Below are 17,856 nucleotides of genomic sequence, written 5' to 3'. Positions count from 1 at the left end.
GCTTGGGTCTGTGCAATCTTGAGCAAGCCTTATGCTCCAAACCGACCCCGTTCGCCACCCCTTCGCCTTTTCAGGCGTTCAGGCAGGCAGGGCCGGTGGAGTATCAGGCGACCGAAGACGTTGTTTCGGGTTGCTGCTCGAACTGACCGGAGAGCAGCATGGTCTTGGCCTTCGCACGGGTCAGTTTACCTGAAGAGGTCTGTGGAAGTGTGCGGGGCGGCACAAGAATGACGTCGACATCCACGCCATGCTGGCGGCGGAACAGGCTTGTGACCTCATCGCGGAGCTGGTTGCGGCTCTCATCCTCGGTCGCGCGGCACTGGACGAGTGCTACGATTTTCTCGCCTTCTTCGCCATCCACGGAGAACACTGCCACGTCACGCGAACGCAGGGTAGGGATCTCACTTTCGGCAGACCATTCCAGATCCTGCGGCCAGATATTGCGGCCATTGATGATGATGAGATCCTTGGCGCGTCCGGTGACGACGATCTGGCCGTTGAGATGATAACCAAGATCGCCCGTGTTCAGCCAGCCATCAGCATCAAGGACATCTCCGGTCTCGTCAGGGCGGCGGAAATAGCCGCACATCAGACTCGGGCCGCGCACATAAACTGTGCCGACCTGCCGGTCCGCCAGATCATGACCTGCTGCATCGCGGACCTCGATCTGATGGTCTGGAAGGGCTTCGCCGCACAGAACGAAGGTCCGTAGCGGGTGGGACGGATCGTTGGAAGGCTCGGCAATCCCATCCTGCTCAAGGCGACGCAGATCGATCGTGTCGGTCTGGATGCCAGTGTCGAGCGGGGCAAAGCTGATGGCGAGGGTCGCTTCCGCCATGCCATAGCTTGCAACAAAGGCGCTGGCCCGGAAACCGTTGGACGCGAAACGCTCTGCAAAACCTTCTAGGATGTGATGGCGGATCATGTCGCCGCCAATGCCTGCAACGCGCCAGCATGACAGGTCCAGATCGGCCTGACCGTTCCTGCGTGAGCAGAGTTCGTAACCGAAGGACGGGCTGTAAGCGATCGTGCCGCGATTGCGGGAAATCAGGTCGAGCCAGACATGGGGACGACGCGCGAATTCGCGGGTGGGCAGCAGGTCAACGGAAAGCTGACATGTCAGAGGGGTCAGGAAGAAACCGACCAGTCCCATGTCGTGATAGAGCGGCAGCCAGGAGACGCAGCGGTCATCGCGCGGATCTTCTGCCGGATGGACGTGAAGACCATCCCGGGCGATAGCACGCGCATTGGCCATGCCAGCTGCCTGCGTGACCGAAACGCCCATCGGAAAGCGTGTGCTGCCCGAGGAGAACTGAAGATAGGACAGGGCTGTCGGGGAGATTTCCGGTAGTTCGACATGGGCTTCGGCGTGACGGTACAGATCGGCCGGCGAACCGCCGAAGACCAGATCAAGACCCTCAACAATGTCCGTCGTCCAGCTTCCGATCACGTCCGGCACGACAACGGCACGGGCGGCGGCGACCTGGATCATGCCGCGCAGGGTTCCCACATACCCTTCCTTTCCGCCGAATGCGACGGGAAGGGGGAGTGGTGCCGGGACCAGACCTGCATACTGGCAGCCAAAGAAAATCCGGGCGAAGTCGCCATCGCTTTCTGCCACGATCGCAACGCGATCGCCCGGGACCAGACCAAGACCCAGCAGGCGGCAGGCCATGGAACGGGCCTGCTCGCGTAGCAGACGGTATGGCAATGCCTCGAGAAGCTGCCCCCGGCCGGAATAGATGTTGAATCCGCTCTCACCCTGGGCCGCGTAATCAAGGGCGGCCGCAAAGCTGGGGAAATCTCCGTAGCGTCTTTCCAGGCCAGAGCGGCTTGGCGTCGGAACGGGATTGGCGGTTGGGTTCTGGTTGGCCTCGGTCAAACCTGGACTAGCTCCGTTTGGTTACCTGACATCAGGCAGCCCTTTTCAGAAAATCGACAATTGCATCCGCAGCAGCGGGAGCAGTGGGCTCATCGCCCAGTGTTTCGAATGTCTCTAATACATATTGGCGCTGCGCCTCAAGAAAACGAGGATGCGTTTCGAAAGCATTCTCGATCTTGTCGCCCAGATCCGACATATTTTCAGTCACTGGTCCTAGCGTCCAGAACTGGTAATCCGGATTTCCATGCCATTTGACATGGTGGGCGTTGAGAAAGAGACAAGGGCGCGGGCGGATCATGAACTCGGCCACCTGGCTGCTGACATCACCCAGATAGAGGTCTGCCCCCATCGTATAGGTCATGTCGATGCTCCGGTGGCTGCCCGGGTCGATCAGCATGTGCGGCAGATGCCCATACTGGCGTCTCAGGGCTTCCCCCTCTTCGCGGTGATTGTCGAAGAGACGGAAATGAGGTGCGAAAACAAGGTTATAGCGATCCTGCGTGGCAAAGAACTGCAGGACCTGATGCCCCATTTCCGGCCATGAAGACAGGCGGCGCAGGAAATGCGGATTATACAGGATCGTCGACCGGTTGTTGTTGAAGAGTTTCGGTCGTTTCGCATCCATGCGCCGCACGAGATCAAACTTGGCATAGGTGCCGCGATGATAGGTGCCGGGGCGGATGATGCCCTTTTCGAGCATGCGCTGTTCCACCTTGCGTCCGGGAACCAGCAGAAAATCGAATTTTCCGAGATGCCGGGCAAAACCGATCGCCCGGTCACCGGCGCCATGGCCCGTCCAGATCATTTTCGGTCGCCGTACGCCCATGCGGCGGAGCTGCAGGGATGTCGCTTCCGGCACGATGATCGCATCGAAGGTCCGGAAATAATGCCGGGAGGCGAAAAGCCCGATCAGGCGATCCATCACCCGAAGCCCGTGCAGTTCGATCCGACGACGGAGCTTGGGGGAGATCGGGAGCAGGTCGAACTGCACCCGGGCCTCCGGATAGAGTGTCGCCAGCGAGCGTGCCAGCTCGAGATGGCTCACGGTCAGGCACGAGACATGGACCGCAACGTCCGGATGGCGCGCGGAAACTTCCAGCGCGATTGGCAGGGCGTGGAGGGTCTGGTGTCGCTGGCCGATGAGAGGGAATGCCACCTTCATGCCGCAAGTCCCCGTGGGCTACGGGCTGTGCGGATCACGAAGAAAAGCTGGATCGTGATCAGAAGGGTGACGCCACATAATGTCGCTGGCCCCACGCCGCTCAGTCCGTAATGACGAACCATCATCACCAGGGCCGGCAGAAAGAAGGTACATTCCAGAATACGGGCTCCGATCGCGGCGTCAGAGCGGTTCGTTGTGAACAGCAGCGGCTCAAGCGGCAGGCCCCAGACGGTGACCACTTCCGCGGCCAGCAGCCACAGCGTGACGGGAAGAGCTGCTGTCGCACCCTTGTGACCGATATAAAGTTGAAGAAGCGGCCGTCCGGCAAACAGCGTCAGCAGGAGCAGGGCCGTTCCGATTCCGCCAGCCATCAGGGCAATTTGGCCCGTCAGGCGATACAGCCGGTTCATGGCCCTGTCGCGCCACAGCCGGGCCATTTCGGGATAGACGGTCGTTTGGATCAGGGTCGCAGGTTTGGCGATCCCGGCAGCGATCTGGCTTGCGATCCGGTAATAGCCGGCACTCGTCGGACCGACGAAGGCGCCGACCACGAGGGTGCCGATATGGCCAAAGGCGAGGGCGAGCGTGGAATTGAGGTTCGTATTCAGCGCGAAACGCCAGATACCCGGATAGGTACGGAAAAACTGTCCGCTCAGGATCTCGGGTAAAATACCGCGCATTTCATGAAAGAGGCCGCGAACCAGATCCCGGCGATACATCTCGCGGGCCGCCATAAAAAAAATCGTGCCCCAGGCTGCCACTTCCGCTGCGATCCAGACACTGGCAAGCGCCGTCACGGACGCCCAGCCCAGAGCCATGGAGGCCGTACCGATCACCCGGACGATGGTGGCCACGGTGCCCTGTACGGCCAGCAGGTCGTATCGGTCGAAAACTCGCAGCAGGCCCGTTGCGGTGGCGGATGCCATGAAAAGGATGGAGACGCAGTAGACCACGCCGATGGTATGGATCTCAGGCGGCCAGCCTAGAAAATTCATGGCCAGAAGGCTGATGAGGACGCCTCCGCCAAAACCCAGTAGACCGCCGACACTGTCCAGCAGCAGACTGAAGGAGACGATTTTCTGGAAACTGCGACGGTCACCCTGCGTTAGGGGGCGCAGTCCGTAATGCAGAACGGTCTGCCAAGACTGGAAATCGACTATGTCGCCCATCGTTCGTGCGAACGCATACATCATCGCGACGAGTCCGAAGCCGTAGCTTCCCAGAAGATGGGTCGCCATCCAGATATGGATGAGGCTCAGCGGAGCATTGACTGCGCGTCCTCCCAGAAGGACGCCCAGGTTGCTCATGACGCGTCGGATACCGCCGGGTCTTGCAGCCTGAGAAGACGATGAGTCGTCTGACATCAATTTGTGGAAACTTTCGTGACAGTCTTGCTATTAACCCAATTGGGCACCAGAAATAGGCGTTTCCCCGGAAATCTGAACTCACTTTTTGTGACCGAAGATTGCATTCGCATGCAGTGCATGGCGTCTTGTTGCGCAGAATTTCCGATGTGAAAAGTCCCGTGTGAAAAACAGGGGCATGACGTTGCTTCATGGGACTGGAGTGCCATAAGAGGACATCGCAGTCTTTTAGGCAGCCTCATGCAAACAGTTTTCCAGGATACAGCATCGGCACGGGCTGGAGCCTGGCTGGGTGTCAGCCTGCGGGCTATCGCAGAAAATTATAGTCTTGTTGCCGCTTTTCGTGCCGGCGCGGAATGTGCGGCCGTCGTCAAGGCCGATGCCTATGGGCTGGGCGCGGATCGTGTGGCGCCTATTCTGGCGGCACGCGGGGCGGAAACATTTTTCGTGGCGCATCTCGACGAGGGGATCGCCTTGCGGGCCACGCTTCCGGAAGTCCGCATTTTCGTGTTGCACGGTTTCATGCCGGGTTGTGAAGGTAGCATGCAGGCTCATGGCCTGATTCCCGTTCTCAACGATCTCGAACAGGTTCGCAGTTGGCAGCGGCTTTGCATCGAAAAGGGCTGTACCTTTCCCGCAGCCCTCCAGTTCGATACCGGGATGTCCCGGTTTGGCCTGAGTGATCAGGACCTTCAGGAGCGTTCGGTTTTCGAAGGGCTGAACCTGCAACTGGTGATGAGCCATCTGGCCTGCGCGGATACACCGGACAATCCCGCCAATGCGATGCAGCGGAAGCGTTTTGTGGAAATGGCCGCCTGCTTTCCGGGCGTGCCGCGCTCCTTGGCGGCCTCTTCAGGGATTTTCCTTGGGCCGGACTATCATTTTGAACTGATCCGTCCGGGTGCTGCCCTTTATGGGATTGCACCTTTCGAAGGAAGTCGCACCCTAAAACCGGTCGTCTCGCTCGATGCGAGGATCGTACAGATCCGGACGGTGCAGGGCGGAGACCGCGTCGGGTACGGACTGGGCTGGACGGCGACGAAGCCTACCCGGATCGCTACGCTCGGGCTGGGTTATGCGGACGGGTTCTTCCGTGCCCAGGCCGGGCAGGGGGCTGTCTGGTATGGCCAGACCCGGCTTCCAGTCATTGGCCGCGTCTCGATGGACAGCATTTCCGTGGATCTGACTGATGCGCCCGTCAGTCTGAAAGCAGGGGACGTGTTGTCGGTTCTGGGGCCGGCGCAGGATGTGGATGCACTGGCGTGCTCGGCAGGGACGATCGGCTACGAGGTCCTGACGGCGCTGGGAAGCCGTTTTCACCGTGTTTATATGCCGGATGTCTGATCCGAATCAGACCGATTGGTGCCAGTGGAAACAAAATTCTCTGTCCGATCGGATACAGAAAGGCGGGTTCATAGCCGGAAAGCGTGATGTTCTAGCCATTGCGGGTGCGGATGCGGCGGGTGAACAGGTTTCTGGTCCAGACCATGATCTGGAAATTCTGGGCTCAGTTTCGGTTCTGCCGGCGTAGGATTTGGTCCAGATTGGCGAAGGTCGTCATATCCACGGTTGCCAGATCGCTGAAGAACAGGCTGTCGGTACGGGGGCTCGATCTGCGGGGCGATGAGACTGGTGGTGCTGGGCGCTGCTGTCCGATCGTTTACCGAGCTGGATCCAGGATATGGGCTGCCGGGTCGAGCCTCCTGCCATCCGTGGATGTGCTTTCATAGGCCCGCATTCTCACAGCTCGGAAATTCTTCACGGTGATGATGTTCACCATGCGCTTGTTGTCCGGAAAGCCGTAGCGCAGGGCTTTTTCCTCGGTGAAGGTTTCGGCTCGTGCAATGGGCTCAAAAAGAAGATGTTTGACTTCCTGCATGCTCGAAATGTGCTTGCCGTTCAACAGGACGACTGGCGTGTTGCCGGCTGCGCCGTATCCTGAACGGTTTTCGGGCGCAATGGCCGCCAGTAAATCCGCTGCGGTATCGACGACATAAGAGCGGATTTCATCGGCTTGGCATCGCCCGGCACGGCGCTGGCGGATTTATGTGACGGTGTCGAGTATGAAGGGCTGTTTAACCCGGAACCATGTTTTGGCTGCGTATCATGTTCCGGCGCGTTTCTTCATCAAGAATGGCGCGGATCCGGCGCGTCAGTTCCGTGGCATCGGTATATTTGCGGCCATAAGTCAGGTTGAACGTATGGTCGAAATCATCCGGGTTGAGGCCGGCATTATGCTGGCTGATTGTTTCGATCTTGTCGAAGGCCTTGGCCAGCCGGGCTTCAGGAGAGGCTGCGTTTTCATATTCGTCCCACAGCGCTAGAAATTCGCCCTGAAGCTCGTCAGGCAGCGGCGTCATGATCGTCAGCAGATCCTCGCGTTCCTGCGCGGACTTGTTGGCCGAGGCATGCAGCGAGATTGCGGGCACATCACCGTGAATGGCTTCCCCGAGGTCATGCAGGATGCAGATTTTCAGAAGCTTCAGAAGGTCGATGCCTTCAAGTTGATCAGCGAAGGTCATGACCAGCAGGCAGAGCGCCCAGGTATGCTCCGCCGTGCTCTCGGTCTGGCCGTCACGGGTGTAGGTCCGCCTCAGGATGTCCTTGAGGCGCGACGCTTCCCGGAGAAAGTCGAGACGCTTTTCAAGATCGCCTTTTGTCATGTTGGGGTCCTGTCTGTGGCGATGCGCATCGCGGCGGTGGCGAAAGCCTTATTCGAGCAGCGCACGCAGGACTTCATATCCTACAAAGACCGCAGCGACCAGAAGCCCGAGCAACACGAGAAAACCGGGCCCCTCCTGAATGGACTTGAAGATTTTTACCATCAACTGAGCCATAAAACCTCCTTCCTGAACAGAAGTGCAGTCCGGGAACGCTAGTCAACAAGACTTCTGTTCATGACCGGTTATAGCATTTCCCCGCATCCGTCCGCCGGAATATCTGCGTAAAATCGGGTTCTGTCATTGTCCGTTACGTTCCTGTCCTTGAGAATACCACATTTCATCAGGCATCCTCGAAACCGAAACATCGCTGATGGAGCATTTCATGAAAAAGATTCTTGCTCTGGTTTTGGGAGCCGGCCTGACCCTGTCTTTGACCGCCTGTGACGGCCCTTATGATGACCGTCGCGGTGGCGGGCATCACCATCATGGTGGCGGTGGCCGAGGTTACGGTCAGGGTGGTATGGGTGGCCAAGGTATGGGTGGTCAGGGCATGGGCGGCATGAACAGCGGCGGCATGGGCGGCGGGCAGGGCGGCTGGTAACAGCGTCCGGCGGGACGTGCCGGGTAAAGGTAGGTCCCGCAACTTTGAAGGTACGGAACTGTCGGATTTGACCTTCTGGTCGGCCTGTCGCTGAATGCGCCACGCAAGCATCTCCCCCGATCCGGAAAATCCGTGCCTCGATGAACACCCAGCATCACCATTCCAGCCCTAATTCTCCTCAGGGGGGCGGCTGGTTCCCTATTTCCATCCGTCTTTCGGGCGCGCGGGTCCTGCTCGTGGGTGGCGGAGAAATCGCCGTCAACAAGGGACGGCTGCTGCTCGATCACGGAGCTCGGATCGACGTCCTGGCCGAAAAACTGCACCCGGTCGTACAGAGTTGGGTCGAGAACGGCAGGGTGCGCCATGTAGGCGAGCGCGCGGATGAGGCGGTGTTGCGTCGTCTGCTTCCGGGCTGTCGGCTGGTCTATGCCGCGACCGACAGCCGGGACGCCAACCGTCAGGTCGCGGCTCTCGCTGACGAACTGAATATCCCCGTCTGCGCCGTCGATGATCCCGGACCTTCCAGTTTCATTACGCCAGCTCAGGTGCGCCGGGGCATGGTGCGTGTGGCTGTCTCCACGGGAGGAGCGGCTCCTGTCCTGGCGCGCCGCCTGCGTGAACAGATCGAGACACTGCTGCCCGAAGGCACGGGCCGTCTGGCCGCCTATATGCAGTCACGCCGGGCACTCGTTTCGGGCCGCTATCCCAATGTTCAGGACCGCAAACGTATCTGGGAGGATTTTCTGGATGGTCCCGGGGCGGAAGCAGCGCGTTCTGGAGATGAAAGTCGGGCGGATACGCGACTGGAGGCACTGCTGGACGGGGAGCGCAAGTCGGGGGAAGTCTGGTTGGTGGGGGCGGGGCCTGGAGATCCGGATCTCCTGACCCTCAAGGCGCTACATCTGATGCAGAACGCGGATTCCGTTCTTTATGACAATCTGGTCTCGCCAGCCCTGCTGGACATGGTGCGCCGGGACGCCGAACTCGTCTTCGTCGGCAAGCAGCGGGATCGTCATGCCTTGCCGCAGGGCGAGATCAACCGCGAGATGGTCCGCCGTGCGCAGGCTGGCGAGCGCGTTTTGCGTCTCAAGGGTGGAGACCCGTTCATTTTTGGGCGTGGCGGTGAGGAAGTCGAAGCTCTTGTCGAGGCTGGGGTTGCGTTCCGGCTGGTACCGGGTATTTCCGCTGCCAATGGCTGCGCAGCTTATTCCGGCATTCCGCTGACGCATCGTGACTGTGCGCAGGCCTGTCTGTTTGTGACCGGACATGCAAAGGCGGATGGTGTTCTTGATCTGCCTTGGGATGACATGGCCGACCGACGCCAGACGGTCGTGATTTATATGGGTATTTCCACCCTGCCGCAGCTTGCAGCTGGGCTTCTGGGAAAAGGACTGCCGGTTGACTGGCCAGTGGCGATCGTGGAGCGGGGTACGCAGCCGCGGCAACGGGTTTTTACCGGGACGCTGTCCACCATCGCGCAGCAGGCGGCCGATGCGCAGGTGAAATCGCCCGCGCTGGTGATCGTCGGGCAGGTGGTCCGGCACCGGGTCGTCTCGTCCTGATGTGTCGCGGGCTGCATGGCTGGAAGACATGCCCTTTCAGGCATGCTTTGAATGCATATCGCTTCGTATGATCCTGCGGGTTGCTCACGGGCTCGCCTGCCTGTGAAACTCCTGATCTCTCATCCACATCGCGTTTCACATTCCAGGGCCCCAATGAGCACAGTTGCGTCCATTATCGTCTCGATCGCAGAGGAAATGCGCACGGCCTCCGAGCGGGGCACAGTCGCCAATTATATTCCCCCGCTCGCACGGGTAGATCTGAACCGGTTCGGCATGGCCGTTGTGGGCATGGATGGGGAGACGCATACGGTCGGGGATGCGGAAGTCCCGTTCTCAGTCCAGAGTGTGTCCAAGGTGTTCAGCCTGAGCATGGCGCTCAATGCCATGGGTGACGAACTGTGGGGGCGGGTGCGTCAGGAGCCTTCGGGCAGCGCCTTCAACTCCATCGTCCAGCTTGAAAACGAACACGGTATTCCCCGCAATCCGTTCATCAATGCGGGCGCCATCGTCATCGCCGACATTCTGGTCTCGCGTTATGGTCGCGAGAATGCCCAGACGCGCCTGCTGGAGTTCCTGCGTCCGCTGGTGAGCGATCCGTCTTCGATTGATATCGATACCGATGTCGCCCGGCAGGAGCGTGAGACCGGTTTTCGTAACATGGCGCTGGCGAACTACATGCGGACTTTCGGGAATATCCGTAATGTGGTCGAGGACACGCTGGATTTCTATTTCCATCAATGCGCGCTGACCATGAGCTGCCACCAGCTGGCGCAGGTCGGGACCTGCCTGATGACAGGCGGCCGTAACCCGCTTACGGGCGAGCGCGTCATGTCAGAACGCAATGCTCAGACGATCCTCGCGCTGATGATGATGTGCGGCCATTATGACGGCTCCGGTGCCTTTGCCATCCGTGTCGGATTGCCAGGAAAATCCGGTGTGGGGGGCGGAATCCTCGCCATTGCACCAGGCGTGGCGTCCATCGCCGTGTGGTCGCCGGGGTTGAACGCACAGGGCAATTCCCTGCTGGGGACGCGCGCTCTGGAGCGGCTTGTGCAGCATACGGGATGGTCGGTGTTTCGCGCCGGCCCGTGGGTCGTCAATCCAACCTGACTTTTAGCCCGCCAAAGTGTCGTAAAGCAGCTTGAAGTTCAGCAGCAGGATCAGCCCCGCCACGCCCCATGACAGGACGCGGATGGGCATGGAAATCACGAATTCGCCCATCTTGCGCCGATCTGAGACGAACATGACGAGCGGAATGACGGCAAAGGGCAATTGCAGCGACAGGATGACCTGACTGGCCATCAACAGATCGCCCACGCCCCGGTTGCCATAGATCAACGTGACGATCGCCACGGGAATGATCGCCAGCCCGCGTGTCAGCAGTCGTCGCGCCCAGTGCGGGATGCGAAGGTGCAAAAAGCCTTCCATAATGATCTGTCCGGCGAGTGTGCCGGTGATCGTCGAGTTCGTACCTGCCGCGAGAAGTGCCAGGGCAAATAGTGTGGAGGCGATGCCAAGCCCGAGGATCGGGGAGAGCAGTCTGTAGGCATCCTGAATTTCCGCCACATCCTGATGGCCGGAATTGTGGAACGCCGCTGCCGCCACAATCAGGATCGCCGCATTGATGAACAGCGCCAAGGTCAGGGCGATCGTGCTGTCCCAGGTCGTCCAGCGGATCGCATCCCGCCGCCCGGCTGGGGTGCGTTCATAGGCTCGGGTCTGCACGATCGAGGAATGCAGATACAGGTTATGTGGCATGACCGTGGCACCGATGATGCCGATGGCGACATAGAGCATTCCCGGTGTCGTCACGATCTTCGGATCGGGGAGCAGGCCTGCCAGAATGCTGTGGACGGGCGGGGCTGCCGCGACGAGCTGAATCCCGAAACAGAGGGCGATAATGCCTAAAAGCGCGATCACGAAGGCTTCCAGATACCGGAACCCCCGGTTCATCAACAGCAGGACGATCAGCGCATCCAGAATGGAGAGCAGCGCGCCACCCAGAAGCGGTAATCCGAACAGAAGCTGAAGCGCTACCGCCGTACCGATCACTTCCGCCAGGTCGCAGGCAATGATGGCCAGTTCGCAGGCCAGCCACAGCACGATGTTCACAACCGGCGAGAAATAATCCCGGCAGGCCTGCGCCAGATCGCGTCCCGTTGCGATTCCGAGGCGAGCGGAAAGAGCCTGAAGCAGGATGGCCATCAGGTTCGACAGCATGATGACGCAGAGCAGCGTATAGCCGTAGCGCGACCCGCCCTGCAGGTCCGTGGCCCAGTTGCCTGGATCCATATAACCGACCGACACCATGAACCCTGGCCCCACAAAAGCCAGGAAGCGCCTGAACCAGGACGCATCCGCTCCCGGAACCCGGATGCTGGAAAAGGCATCGGGCAGGCTAGGGCGTATCTCCTGAGACGGTGTGCGGGGTGAAGGAGTGTCTGACATGAGGAGTATATTCAATCCTATCGGGAATGAATATTCAATATGCTATATTGATGAGCCTCATGAAAAAACGGGATGTCGGGAAAACGTGATGGATCCTACTGGCATACATGTCGGGAATGTTTTATTCCGCCGTGAATAATGTTTTCTGCATGGAGGTACAGGGCGGAGCATGGAACGGAAAAGACGTCTCAGGGATATCGCTCCCAAGGAGACGCTGCCTGACGTCGAAACCCATTCCGAAGGGTTCCGTGCCAACCGCGAGGCGCGGCGCAATGTGTTGGTCGAGGACTATGTAGAGCTGATCTCGGACCTGCTGTCTGAGGGGCAGGAGGCCCGGCAGGTCGATATCGCAGGACGTCTGGGCGTGTCACAGCCGACGGTGGCGAAGATGCTCGCCCGCCTTGCGACGGAAGGCTACGTGACACAAAAACCCTATCGGGGTGTTTTTCTTACGCCCGCCGGGCAGGAGATGGCGGACAGGGCGCGGCACCGCCATCGGATCGTGGAGGCATTCCTGCTCGCGCTGGGTGTGAGCGAGGAAAATGCCCGCGTTGATGCCGAAGGCGTGGAGCACTATGTGGGAAGCGAGACCCTGACCCTGTTTGAAAAGGCGCTCCGCGGAAATCTGAAACAGTTCATGCAGGCGCTGCCGGACGCCTGAAAGCGGCGGCAGTCAGGTGCAGATTTCGAGATTCACGTCGTCCTGCGCCAGAGCCTTGGCGACGGACGGCTTGAGATGGGAATCCGTCAGAACCCGATCGAATTCCGACAGGGACGCCAGACGGTGCAGGCCGCCCTTGCGGAATTTCGTACTGTCCACCAGCAGTACGCACTGATCCGCGATGTCCATCATAACCCGCTTGACCTTCACCACGTCCTGATCGTTCTGGAACGCGGTGCCATTGTGGATGATAGATGTCGAGAGGAACATCATGTTCGCCCGCAGTGACTGCGCCGCCTGCTCACAGACCAAGCCGAAAAATGCGTTGCGCGGCGGGTTATAATCGCCGCCCAGGCAGATCAGCTTCAGGTTGGGGTAGGGCGACAGTGCCTGGATTACGCCGACGGCGTTCGTGATGATCGTCAGGGGGGCCAAAGCGGGGAGCAGGGGCAGCATCGCCGCGACGGTCGTGGAATCGTCCAGAACCAGAACCTGTTCGGGCTGAATCAGCGAGATGGCCCGCTGGATGATGGCGTCTTTTAGATCCGTAGCGCGTGAGCGGCGGAAATTGACGGTTTTCTGTGTTGTAACCTTGTTGCGCAGAACGATGCTGCCATGCAGCTTGTCAATCAGACCCTGCTGGACCAGCGCATGCGCATCGCGATGGATCGTCATGCGGCTGACATCGAAACGCTCGGCCAGACCTTCGATCGTAGCGCTGCCGTTTTCGAGAAGAACGTCGAGGATCTGTTTCTGTCGGGCCGAATTATCCCGTCGTTTTGAACTCTGCGGCAAGGCGGTGGGGATCACGGAGCCCGGACCATCAGTCATGTCTCAAATCGATTCCTGAGCGTGAATGCAAACAGATGAATGTAAAATCACATCTACCATATCAGGCCGGAACCGCTCTGTAACGCCTCATGAATATAATCTCACCCCAAAAAGGTGATCATCAGGTCTCACTCGCAATGCCCAGCACTTGCGCCGTGTCCCGGCGAAGCGTTGCGCAGGCTGCTGCGTCCTGCGTCAGATCCACGCCATAGGCAGGGAAAACCTGACGCAGGCGTGGCAGCCAGTCGCCTTCGACAAGTCGTTCAGGGAAGCAGCCCTGAACGACCTGAAGTGCCACGGACGCCGCAATCGATGCACCGGGAGAAGCGCCCAGTACAGCGACGAGGGACCGGTCAGCGTTTTTGACGAGCTCGGTACCGAAGCGCAGTTTCCCATGTAGACCGCTGTCAGGCCGGATGATCTGCACCCGTTGCCCGGCTACGACCTTGCTCCAGTCTTCGGGGCGCGCGTTTGGATAAAAGTCCAAAAGCGCCCGGAAACGCGCCTCTTTGGTCTGGATGACCTGCTTTACGAGATAATCCAGAAGATCGAGATTATCTTTTCCGGCGGTCAGGGCCGGGATGATATTTTTCGTTGTGATGGAGCGAAAATAATCCGTCCACGACCCGCTCTTGAGAAACTTCGTGGAAAAACCGGCATAAGGCCCGAACAGCAGGCAGGATTTTCCGTCGATCACGCGGGTATCGAGATGCGGAACGGACATGGGCGGAGAGCCGACCGGGGCTTTGCCATAAACTTTGGCGTGGTGCTGGCGCGTGATGGTTGGAGCGGTGCAACGCAGCCAGAGCCCGCTGACCGGGAAGCCCGCGTACTGTGTCGCCTCGGGGATGCCGGATTTTTGAAGAAGCGGCAGGGCATTGCCGCCCGCGCCGATGAACACGAAGCGCGTCAGGACTGTTGTGGCGTGACCGTTTTCGGTATCGGTGGCCGTGACGCGCCAGCGGCCATCTTCGGTTCGGGTCAGACCCGTCACGCGATGGTTGTAGTGGATGGAAACGTTACGATCCGTCTTGAGCGATGCGGTTAAGGCATGTGTCAGTGATCCGAAATTGACGTCCGTGCCTTCTTTGATGCGCGTAGCCGCGACGGGCTGAGTCGTATCGCGTCCGGCCATGGCGAGCGGGGCCCAATGCGCTATGACCGCTGGATCATCGGTATATTCCATGTCGGCAAAGCAGTGATGGGCGACCATGGCCTCATAGCGGGCCTTGAGGAACGCCATATTTTCCGCACCCCAGACCAGACTGATATGCGGGCACGGCTGAACGAACGCCGCCGGATCGGCAATACGGCCTGCACGGACCCAGTGGGCCCAGAGTTGCCGGGAAAGATCGAACTCCGTGTTGACGGCCAAGGCCTTAGAGATGTCGACGCTGCCATCCGCGCGCTGGGGGGTGTAGTTCAGTTCGCAGTTGCCCGCATGTCCGGTTCCGGCATTGTTCCAGGCATAGGAACTTTCCTGTCCGCAATCGGCCAGAGTTTCGAACATCACCATCGAGAGCGACGGATCCAGCTCGCGCAGCAGGGCGGCAAGCGTGGAGCTCATAATCCCGGCGCCGATCAGGACGATATCGGGACAGAGGCTGGAGAGTGACGTCATGATGCTGAAATCCGGCAGGGACTGAAAAGAAAGCTGGCTGAAAGATCTCTGAAAGCTCAGCCTCTGTAAACAGGGCCGGGTGGCAGGAGCTTGCCGGGGTTGAGAATATGGTGCGGATCCATCGTGTTCTTCAGTGCGCGCATCACGCTGAGATTTCCAGGCCCATGCTCGGTTTCCAGAAACTCCAGTTTGCCCATGCCGACACCATGTTCCCCGCTGCACGACCCGTTCAGGGGCAGAGCACGGGCGACGATTTTGCGGTCCAAATCAAGCGCCTGTTGATGGCCTTCGGGTGTGTCGTCCGTGATGATGAGCGTATGGAAATTGCCGTCGCCCACATGGCCAAGCAGAGGTGCGCGCAGGCCAGAAGTCTCGATGTCGCGATGCACGCCCTCGATCAGTTCACCCAGACGGGAAATCGGGACAATGCAATCGGTGGAAATGACGCGTGCGCCCGGAACGATGGCTTTCGCCGCCCAGTAGGCATCATGACGCGCCTTCCACAGACGGGTACGGTCCTCGGGGCTTTCGGCCCAAGAGAAACCAAGCCCGTTATTGCCGGATGCAATAGCTTCGGTCGTTTCGACCTGCTCGCGCACGGCTGCGGGCGAGCCCGTGAACTCGAAAAACAACGTTGTCAGTGGCTGGTATTCGTTCAGGCCGGAATACTGGATGGAAGCTGCCATCTGCACGCTGTCCATCAGTTCCACGCGGGTAATGGGGATTCCGCACTGAATGATTTCCATAGCAGTCTGGATGGCGTCGTGCAGGTTCCCGAACTGGCAGATCGCGGCTAAAACCCTTTCAGGGCGTCCGTGCAGCCGGAGCTGGATCTCCGTGATAATCCCAAGTGTACCTTCCGAGCCGACGAACAGAGATGTCAGGTCATAGCCGGTGGAGGATTTACGGACGCGGCCACCTGTGTGGATGATTTCGCCGGTTGCAAGCACGACCGTCAGGCCTAGTACATTTTCTTTCATTGTGCCGTAACGCACGGCGGCTGTGCCTGAAGCGCGGGTGGCGCACATGCCGCCGATCGTCGCTTCTCCACCCGGATCGACCGGAAAAAACAGGCCGGTATCGCGGATTTCCACATTCAGTGTCTGGCGCGTGATCCCTGCCTGAACCCGGCAGTCCAGATCCTCGGCATTCAGTTCGATGATGGCGGTCATGCGTGACAGGTCGAGGCTGATGGCCTGTTCTGGCGGGATGACATGCCCTTCGACGGAGGTACCGGCCCCAAATGCCACAACCGGAACCCGCCATTCATGACAGTGCCGCAGAACGGTTGAGACATCCTGCGTACTTTCCGCGAATACTACTGCCTCGGGCAGGCGGGAGGCGTTCATGGCCTCGCCGTGGCTGTGTTCCTCACGAACGGAGGGGGCCGTGCTGATCCGCTCGCCCATGACGGGCTGGAGGGCTTTGAGAACGGCTTGAAGGCGATCCGGAGCAGAAGTGGAAGAGGTGGTCATGACTGGCTCCGGTATGCAGAAAGGCTGCCCTTCATAAGCCGGATCGGAGCCCTGGGAAATATCTTCAGATCAATATGGAGCGAGAAAATGGAATAATCTGTCGGAAAATGAATGTACGATGTAAGATCAGATATTATCTGTGACTATCTCAAGAAAATATTGCTCGCTCGGCTTACGAAGATATAGGTCCGGTAATCGTCCTTGTTGTTTACGATGATCCCCTGTTCCAGATCCGCACCAACCTTCATGGCCGATCCGATCACCAGGACCTTGCGGTTCAGGACCATCTTGCGGAAATCACCGCCGAAACGAATATCGGCGTTGTAGGCCACGGCGGACGTAATCTGCACGGCCACATTGGCCCGGTCCAGATAGGTGTCTTCTGAATTGAGGAAGACCATCTTGTTAAAGACATTAACGCTTTTCACGGTCATGACGAACGTGCCGGGCACGACGGTCCGGTTTGTGGTCTCACGCAGGGTATCCGCCGGGGTCAGCCGCTTCTCAAGGACCAGATCACCGGAACAGGCAGTCTGCGCGACCAGCGACGTGAACAGGGCAAGTGAAAGAAGGGTTTTGCGGACGGTCATCTGAATATTGCTGCCGGCTGTGAATATGCCGGGTCGAGCCTAGGAGAGAATATTCCGGGTGTCGTGCGAAATATTCATGTCCTGTCGACGAAAAGCAGGGCTCAGGGCGTGAAGACGACTGTCCTGTTGCCGTTGATGATGGTCCGGCGTTCAATGTGATACCGGACAGCACGCGCCAGCACGCGGCGTTCGATATCGCGCCCTTTGCGGATCAGGTCATCGGGCGTGTCGGCATGGGAAATCCGCTCCACATCCTGTTCGATGATCGGGCCTTCATCCAGATCGCGCGTGACGTAATGGGCGGTCGCACCAATCAGCTTCACACCCCGCGCAAAGGCCTGATGGTAGGGCCGCGCGCCCTTGAAGCCGGGGAGGAAGGAATGGTGGATATTGATGCACCGCCCTGACAGGCTGGCGGCCATGTCATTGGACAGGACCTGCATGTAACGCGCGAGGATGACCAGTTCGGCTCCGCTCGCGGCAAAGAGCTCCAGAATATGGGCTTCCTGCTTAGGTTTCGTGTCTTTCGTGACGGGGAGGTGGTGGAACGGAATGCCGTAGAAATCCAGATCCGCGAAAACCTCGCGCGGATGGTTCGATACGATTCCGACCGGCTCGATCGGCAGTTCCCCAATACGCCAACGATACAGCAGATCGACCAGGCAGTGATCAAAACGCGAGACCATCAGCAGGACCTTTGGCTTTACACTCCGGTCATGCAGCGCCCAGTCCATGCTGAACGTCTTACCCAGAACAGCCAGCGCGTCGCGAAGCTGCTGCATGCTGGTCCGGCCGTCAGTGATCTCGAAGACGATCCGCATGAAAAAGATCGTGCTGTCCCGATCATCAAACTGCTGGGCTTCGGTGATGTTGGCGTTCAATTCCGCAAGCCTGCCGCTGATTGCCGCCACGATGCCGGGTCGGTTGGGGCAGGAAAGCGTCAGGACATAGGTGGTCTGCGGAACTGATGGGGCCGTCATGGAGTGTCTTTTCTCG

At 59.2% G+C, this 17,856-nt stretch carries 17 protein-coding genes; 5 read left to right on the top strand and 12 right to left on the bottom strand.

Annotated features, from left to right (window positions below; all coding sequences use genetic code 11):
- Positions 1–103: 103 nt before the first annotated feature.
- Genes GSP01_RS05995 through GSP01_RS05985 form a run of 3 tightly spaced genes read right to left on the bottom strand, consistent with a single transcriptional unit; the run spans position 104 to position 4,351 of the window.
- Positions 104–1,882, bottom strand: coding sequence for a fatty acyl-AMP ligase (locus GSP01_RS05995; protein ID WP_141351731.1), 1,779 nt, complete (start codon positions 1,880–1,882; stop codon positions 104–106).
- A 31-nt stretch (positions 1,883–1,913) separates the two neighbouring features.
- Positions 1,914–3,044, bottom strand: a complete 1,131-nt coding sequence (locus GSP01_RS05990; RefSeq protein ID WP_141351729.1) for a sensor domain-containing protein — start codon at positions 3,042–3,044, stop codon at positions 1,914–1,916.
- Positions 3,041–4,351 carry a lipopolysaccharide biosynthesis protein gene (locus tag GSP01_RS05985; RefSeq protein ID WP_228123644.1) on the bottom strand — a complete coding sequence of 437 codons (1,311 nt, stop codon included), beginning with the start codon at positions 4,349–4,351 and terminating at the stop codon, positions 3,041–3,043. Before GSP01_RS05985 ends, GSP01_RS05990 begins: the two co-directional genes overlap by 4 nt.
- Positions 4,352–4,648: 297 nt before the next feature.
- Between GSP01_RS05985 and alr the strand changes: the two genes are divergently transcribed.
- Positions 4,649–5,752, top strand: a complete 1,104-nt coding sequence (gene alr / locus GSP01_RS05980; RefSeq protein WP_141351725.1) for an alanine racemase — start codon at positions 4,649–4,651, stop codon at positions 5,750–5,752.
- Positions 5,753–6,068: 316 nt separating this feature from the next.
- Here alr and GSP01_RS05975 read toward each other — a convergent pair whose 3' ends face one another.
- The 3 genes from GSP01_RS05975 to GSP01_RS15100 all read right to left on the bottom strand — a co-directional run bounded on the left by GSP01_RS05975 (position 6,069) and on the right by GSP01_RS15100 (position 7,245).
- Positions 6,069–6,287 (bottom strand): hypothetical protein, encoded by a 219-nt coding sequence (locus tag GSP01_RS05975; RefSeq protein WP_141351723.1) that lies wholly within the window; start codon positions 6,285–6,287, stop codon positions 6,069–6,071.
- A 196-nt stretch (positions 6,288–6,483) separates the two neighbouring features.
- Complete coding sequence (locus tag GSP01_RS05970; protein WP_141351721.1) at positions 6,484–7,071, bottom strand: HD domain-containing protein; 588 nt, start codon at positions 7,069–7,071, stop codon at positions 6,484–6,486.
- A 48-nt stretch (positions 7,072–7,119) separates the two neighbouring features.
- On the bottom strand, positions 7,120–7,245 hold the full coding sequence (locus GSP01_RS15100; protein ID WP_255320869.1) for a hypothetical protein: 126 nt from the start codon (positions 7,243–7,245) through the stop codon (positions 7,120–7,122).
- Between the two features lie 208 nt (positions 7,246–7,453).
- On the opposite strand from GSP01_RS15100, the gene GSP01_RS05965 reads away from it, so the two are divergent.
- From GSP01_RS05965 to GSP01_RS05955, 3 genes are all read left to right on the top strand, one after another.
- A complete protein-coding gene (locus tag GSP01_RS05965; protein ID WP_176582809.1) occupies positions 7,454–7,672 on the top strand; it encodes a hypothetical protein in 219 nt (72 codons plus the stop codon).
- A 140-nt stretch (positions 7,673–7,812) separates the two neighbouring features.
- Positions 7,813–9,234 carry a siroheme synthase CysG gene (cysG, locus tag GSP01_RS05960; RefSeq protein ID WP_141351717.1) on the top strand — a complete coding sequence of 474 codons (1,422 nt, stop codon included), beginning with the start codon at positions 7,813–7,815 and terminating at the stop codon, positions 9,232–9,234.
- Between the two features lie 153 nt (positions 9,235–9,387).
- Complete coding sequence (locus GSP01_RS05955) at positions 9,388–10,344, top strand: glutaminase (protein WP_141351715.1); 957 nt, start codon at positions 9,388–9,390, stop codon at positions 10,342–10,344.
- Between the two features lie 3 nt (positions 10,345–10,347).
- On the opposite strand, the gene GSP01_RS05950 is transcribed toward GSP01_RS05955, so the two are convergent.
- Positions 10,348–11,682 (bottom strand): Nramp family divalent metal transporter, encoded by a 1,335-nt coding sequence (locus GSP01_RS05950; protein ID WP_141351713.1) that lies wholly within the window; start codon positions 11,680–11,682, stop codon positions 10,348–10,350.
- Between the two features lie 169 nt (positions 11,683–11,851).
- Between GSP01_RS05950 and mntR the strand changes: the two genes are divergently transcribed.
- Positions 11,852–12,343 (top strand): manganese-binding transcriptional regulator MntR, encoded by a 492-nt coding sequence (gene mntR / locus GSP01_RS05945; protein WP_141351711.1) that lies wholly within the window; start codon positions 11,852–11,854, stop codon positions 12,341–12,343.
- Between the two features lie 12 nt (positions 12,344–12,355).
- Here mntR and GSP01_RS05940 read toward each other — a convergent pair whose 3' ends face one another.
- The 5 genes from GSP01_RS05940 to purU all read right to left on the bottom strand — a co-directional run bounded on the left by GSP01_RS05940 (position 12,356) and on the right by purU (position 17,840).
- Complete coding sequence (locus tag GSP01_RS05940; RefSeq protein ID WP_141351709.1) at positions 12,356–13,174, bottom strand: DeoR/GlpR family DNA-binding transcription regulator; 819 nt, start codon at positions 13,172–13,174, stop codon at positions 12,356–12,358.
- A 121-nt stretch (positions 13,175–13,295) separates the two neighbouring features.
- Positions 13,296–14,795: a malate dehydrogenase (quinone) gene (gene mqo, locus GSP01_RS05935; RefSeq protein ID WP_141351707.1), complete on the bottom strand. Its 1,500-nt coding sequence runs from the start codon at positions 14,793–14,795 to the stop codon at positions 13,296–13,298.
- 56 nt (positions 14,796–14,851) lie between these two features.
- Positions 14,852–16,270: an FAD-binding oxidoreductase gene (locus GSP01_RS05930; RefSeq protein ID WP_141351705.1), complete on the bottom strand. Its 1,419-nt coding sequence runs from the start codon at positions 16,268–16,270 to the stop codon at positions 14,852–14,854.
- Positions 16,271–16,413: 143 nt separating this feature from the next.
- Positions 16,414–16,860: a hypothetical protein gene (locus GSP01_RS05925; RefSeq protein ID WP_141351703.1), complete on the bottom strand. Its 447-nt coding sequence runs from the start codon at positions 16,858–16,860 to the stop codon at positions 16,414–16,416.
- Between the two features lie 101 nt (positions 16,861–16,961).
- Entirely contained in the window at positions 16,962–17,840 is an 879-nt protein-coding gene (gene purU, locus GSP01_RS05920; protein WP_141351701.1) for a formyltetrahydrofolate deformylase, read from the bottom strand.
- Between the last annotated feature and the right edge of the window lie 16 nt (positions 17,841–17,856).

Source organism: Gluconobacter sphaericus NBRC 12467, assembly GCF_006539125.1.
GTDB classification, from domain to species: domain Bacteria; phylum Pseudomonadota; class Alphaproteobacteria; order Acetobacterales; family Acetobacteraceae; genus Gluconobacter; species Gluconobacter sphaericus.
This window is presented reverse-complemented; position numbering and strand designations above follow the sequence as displayed.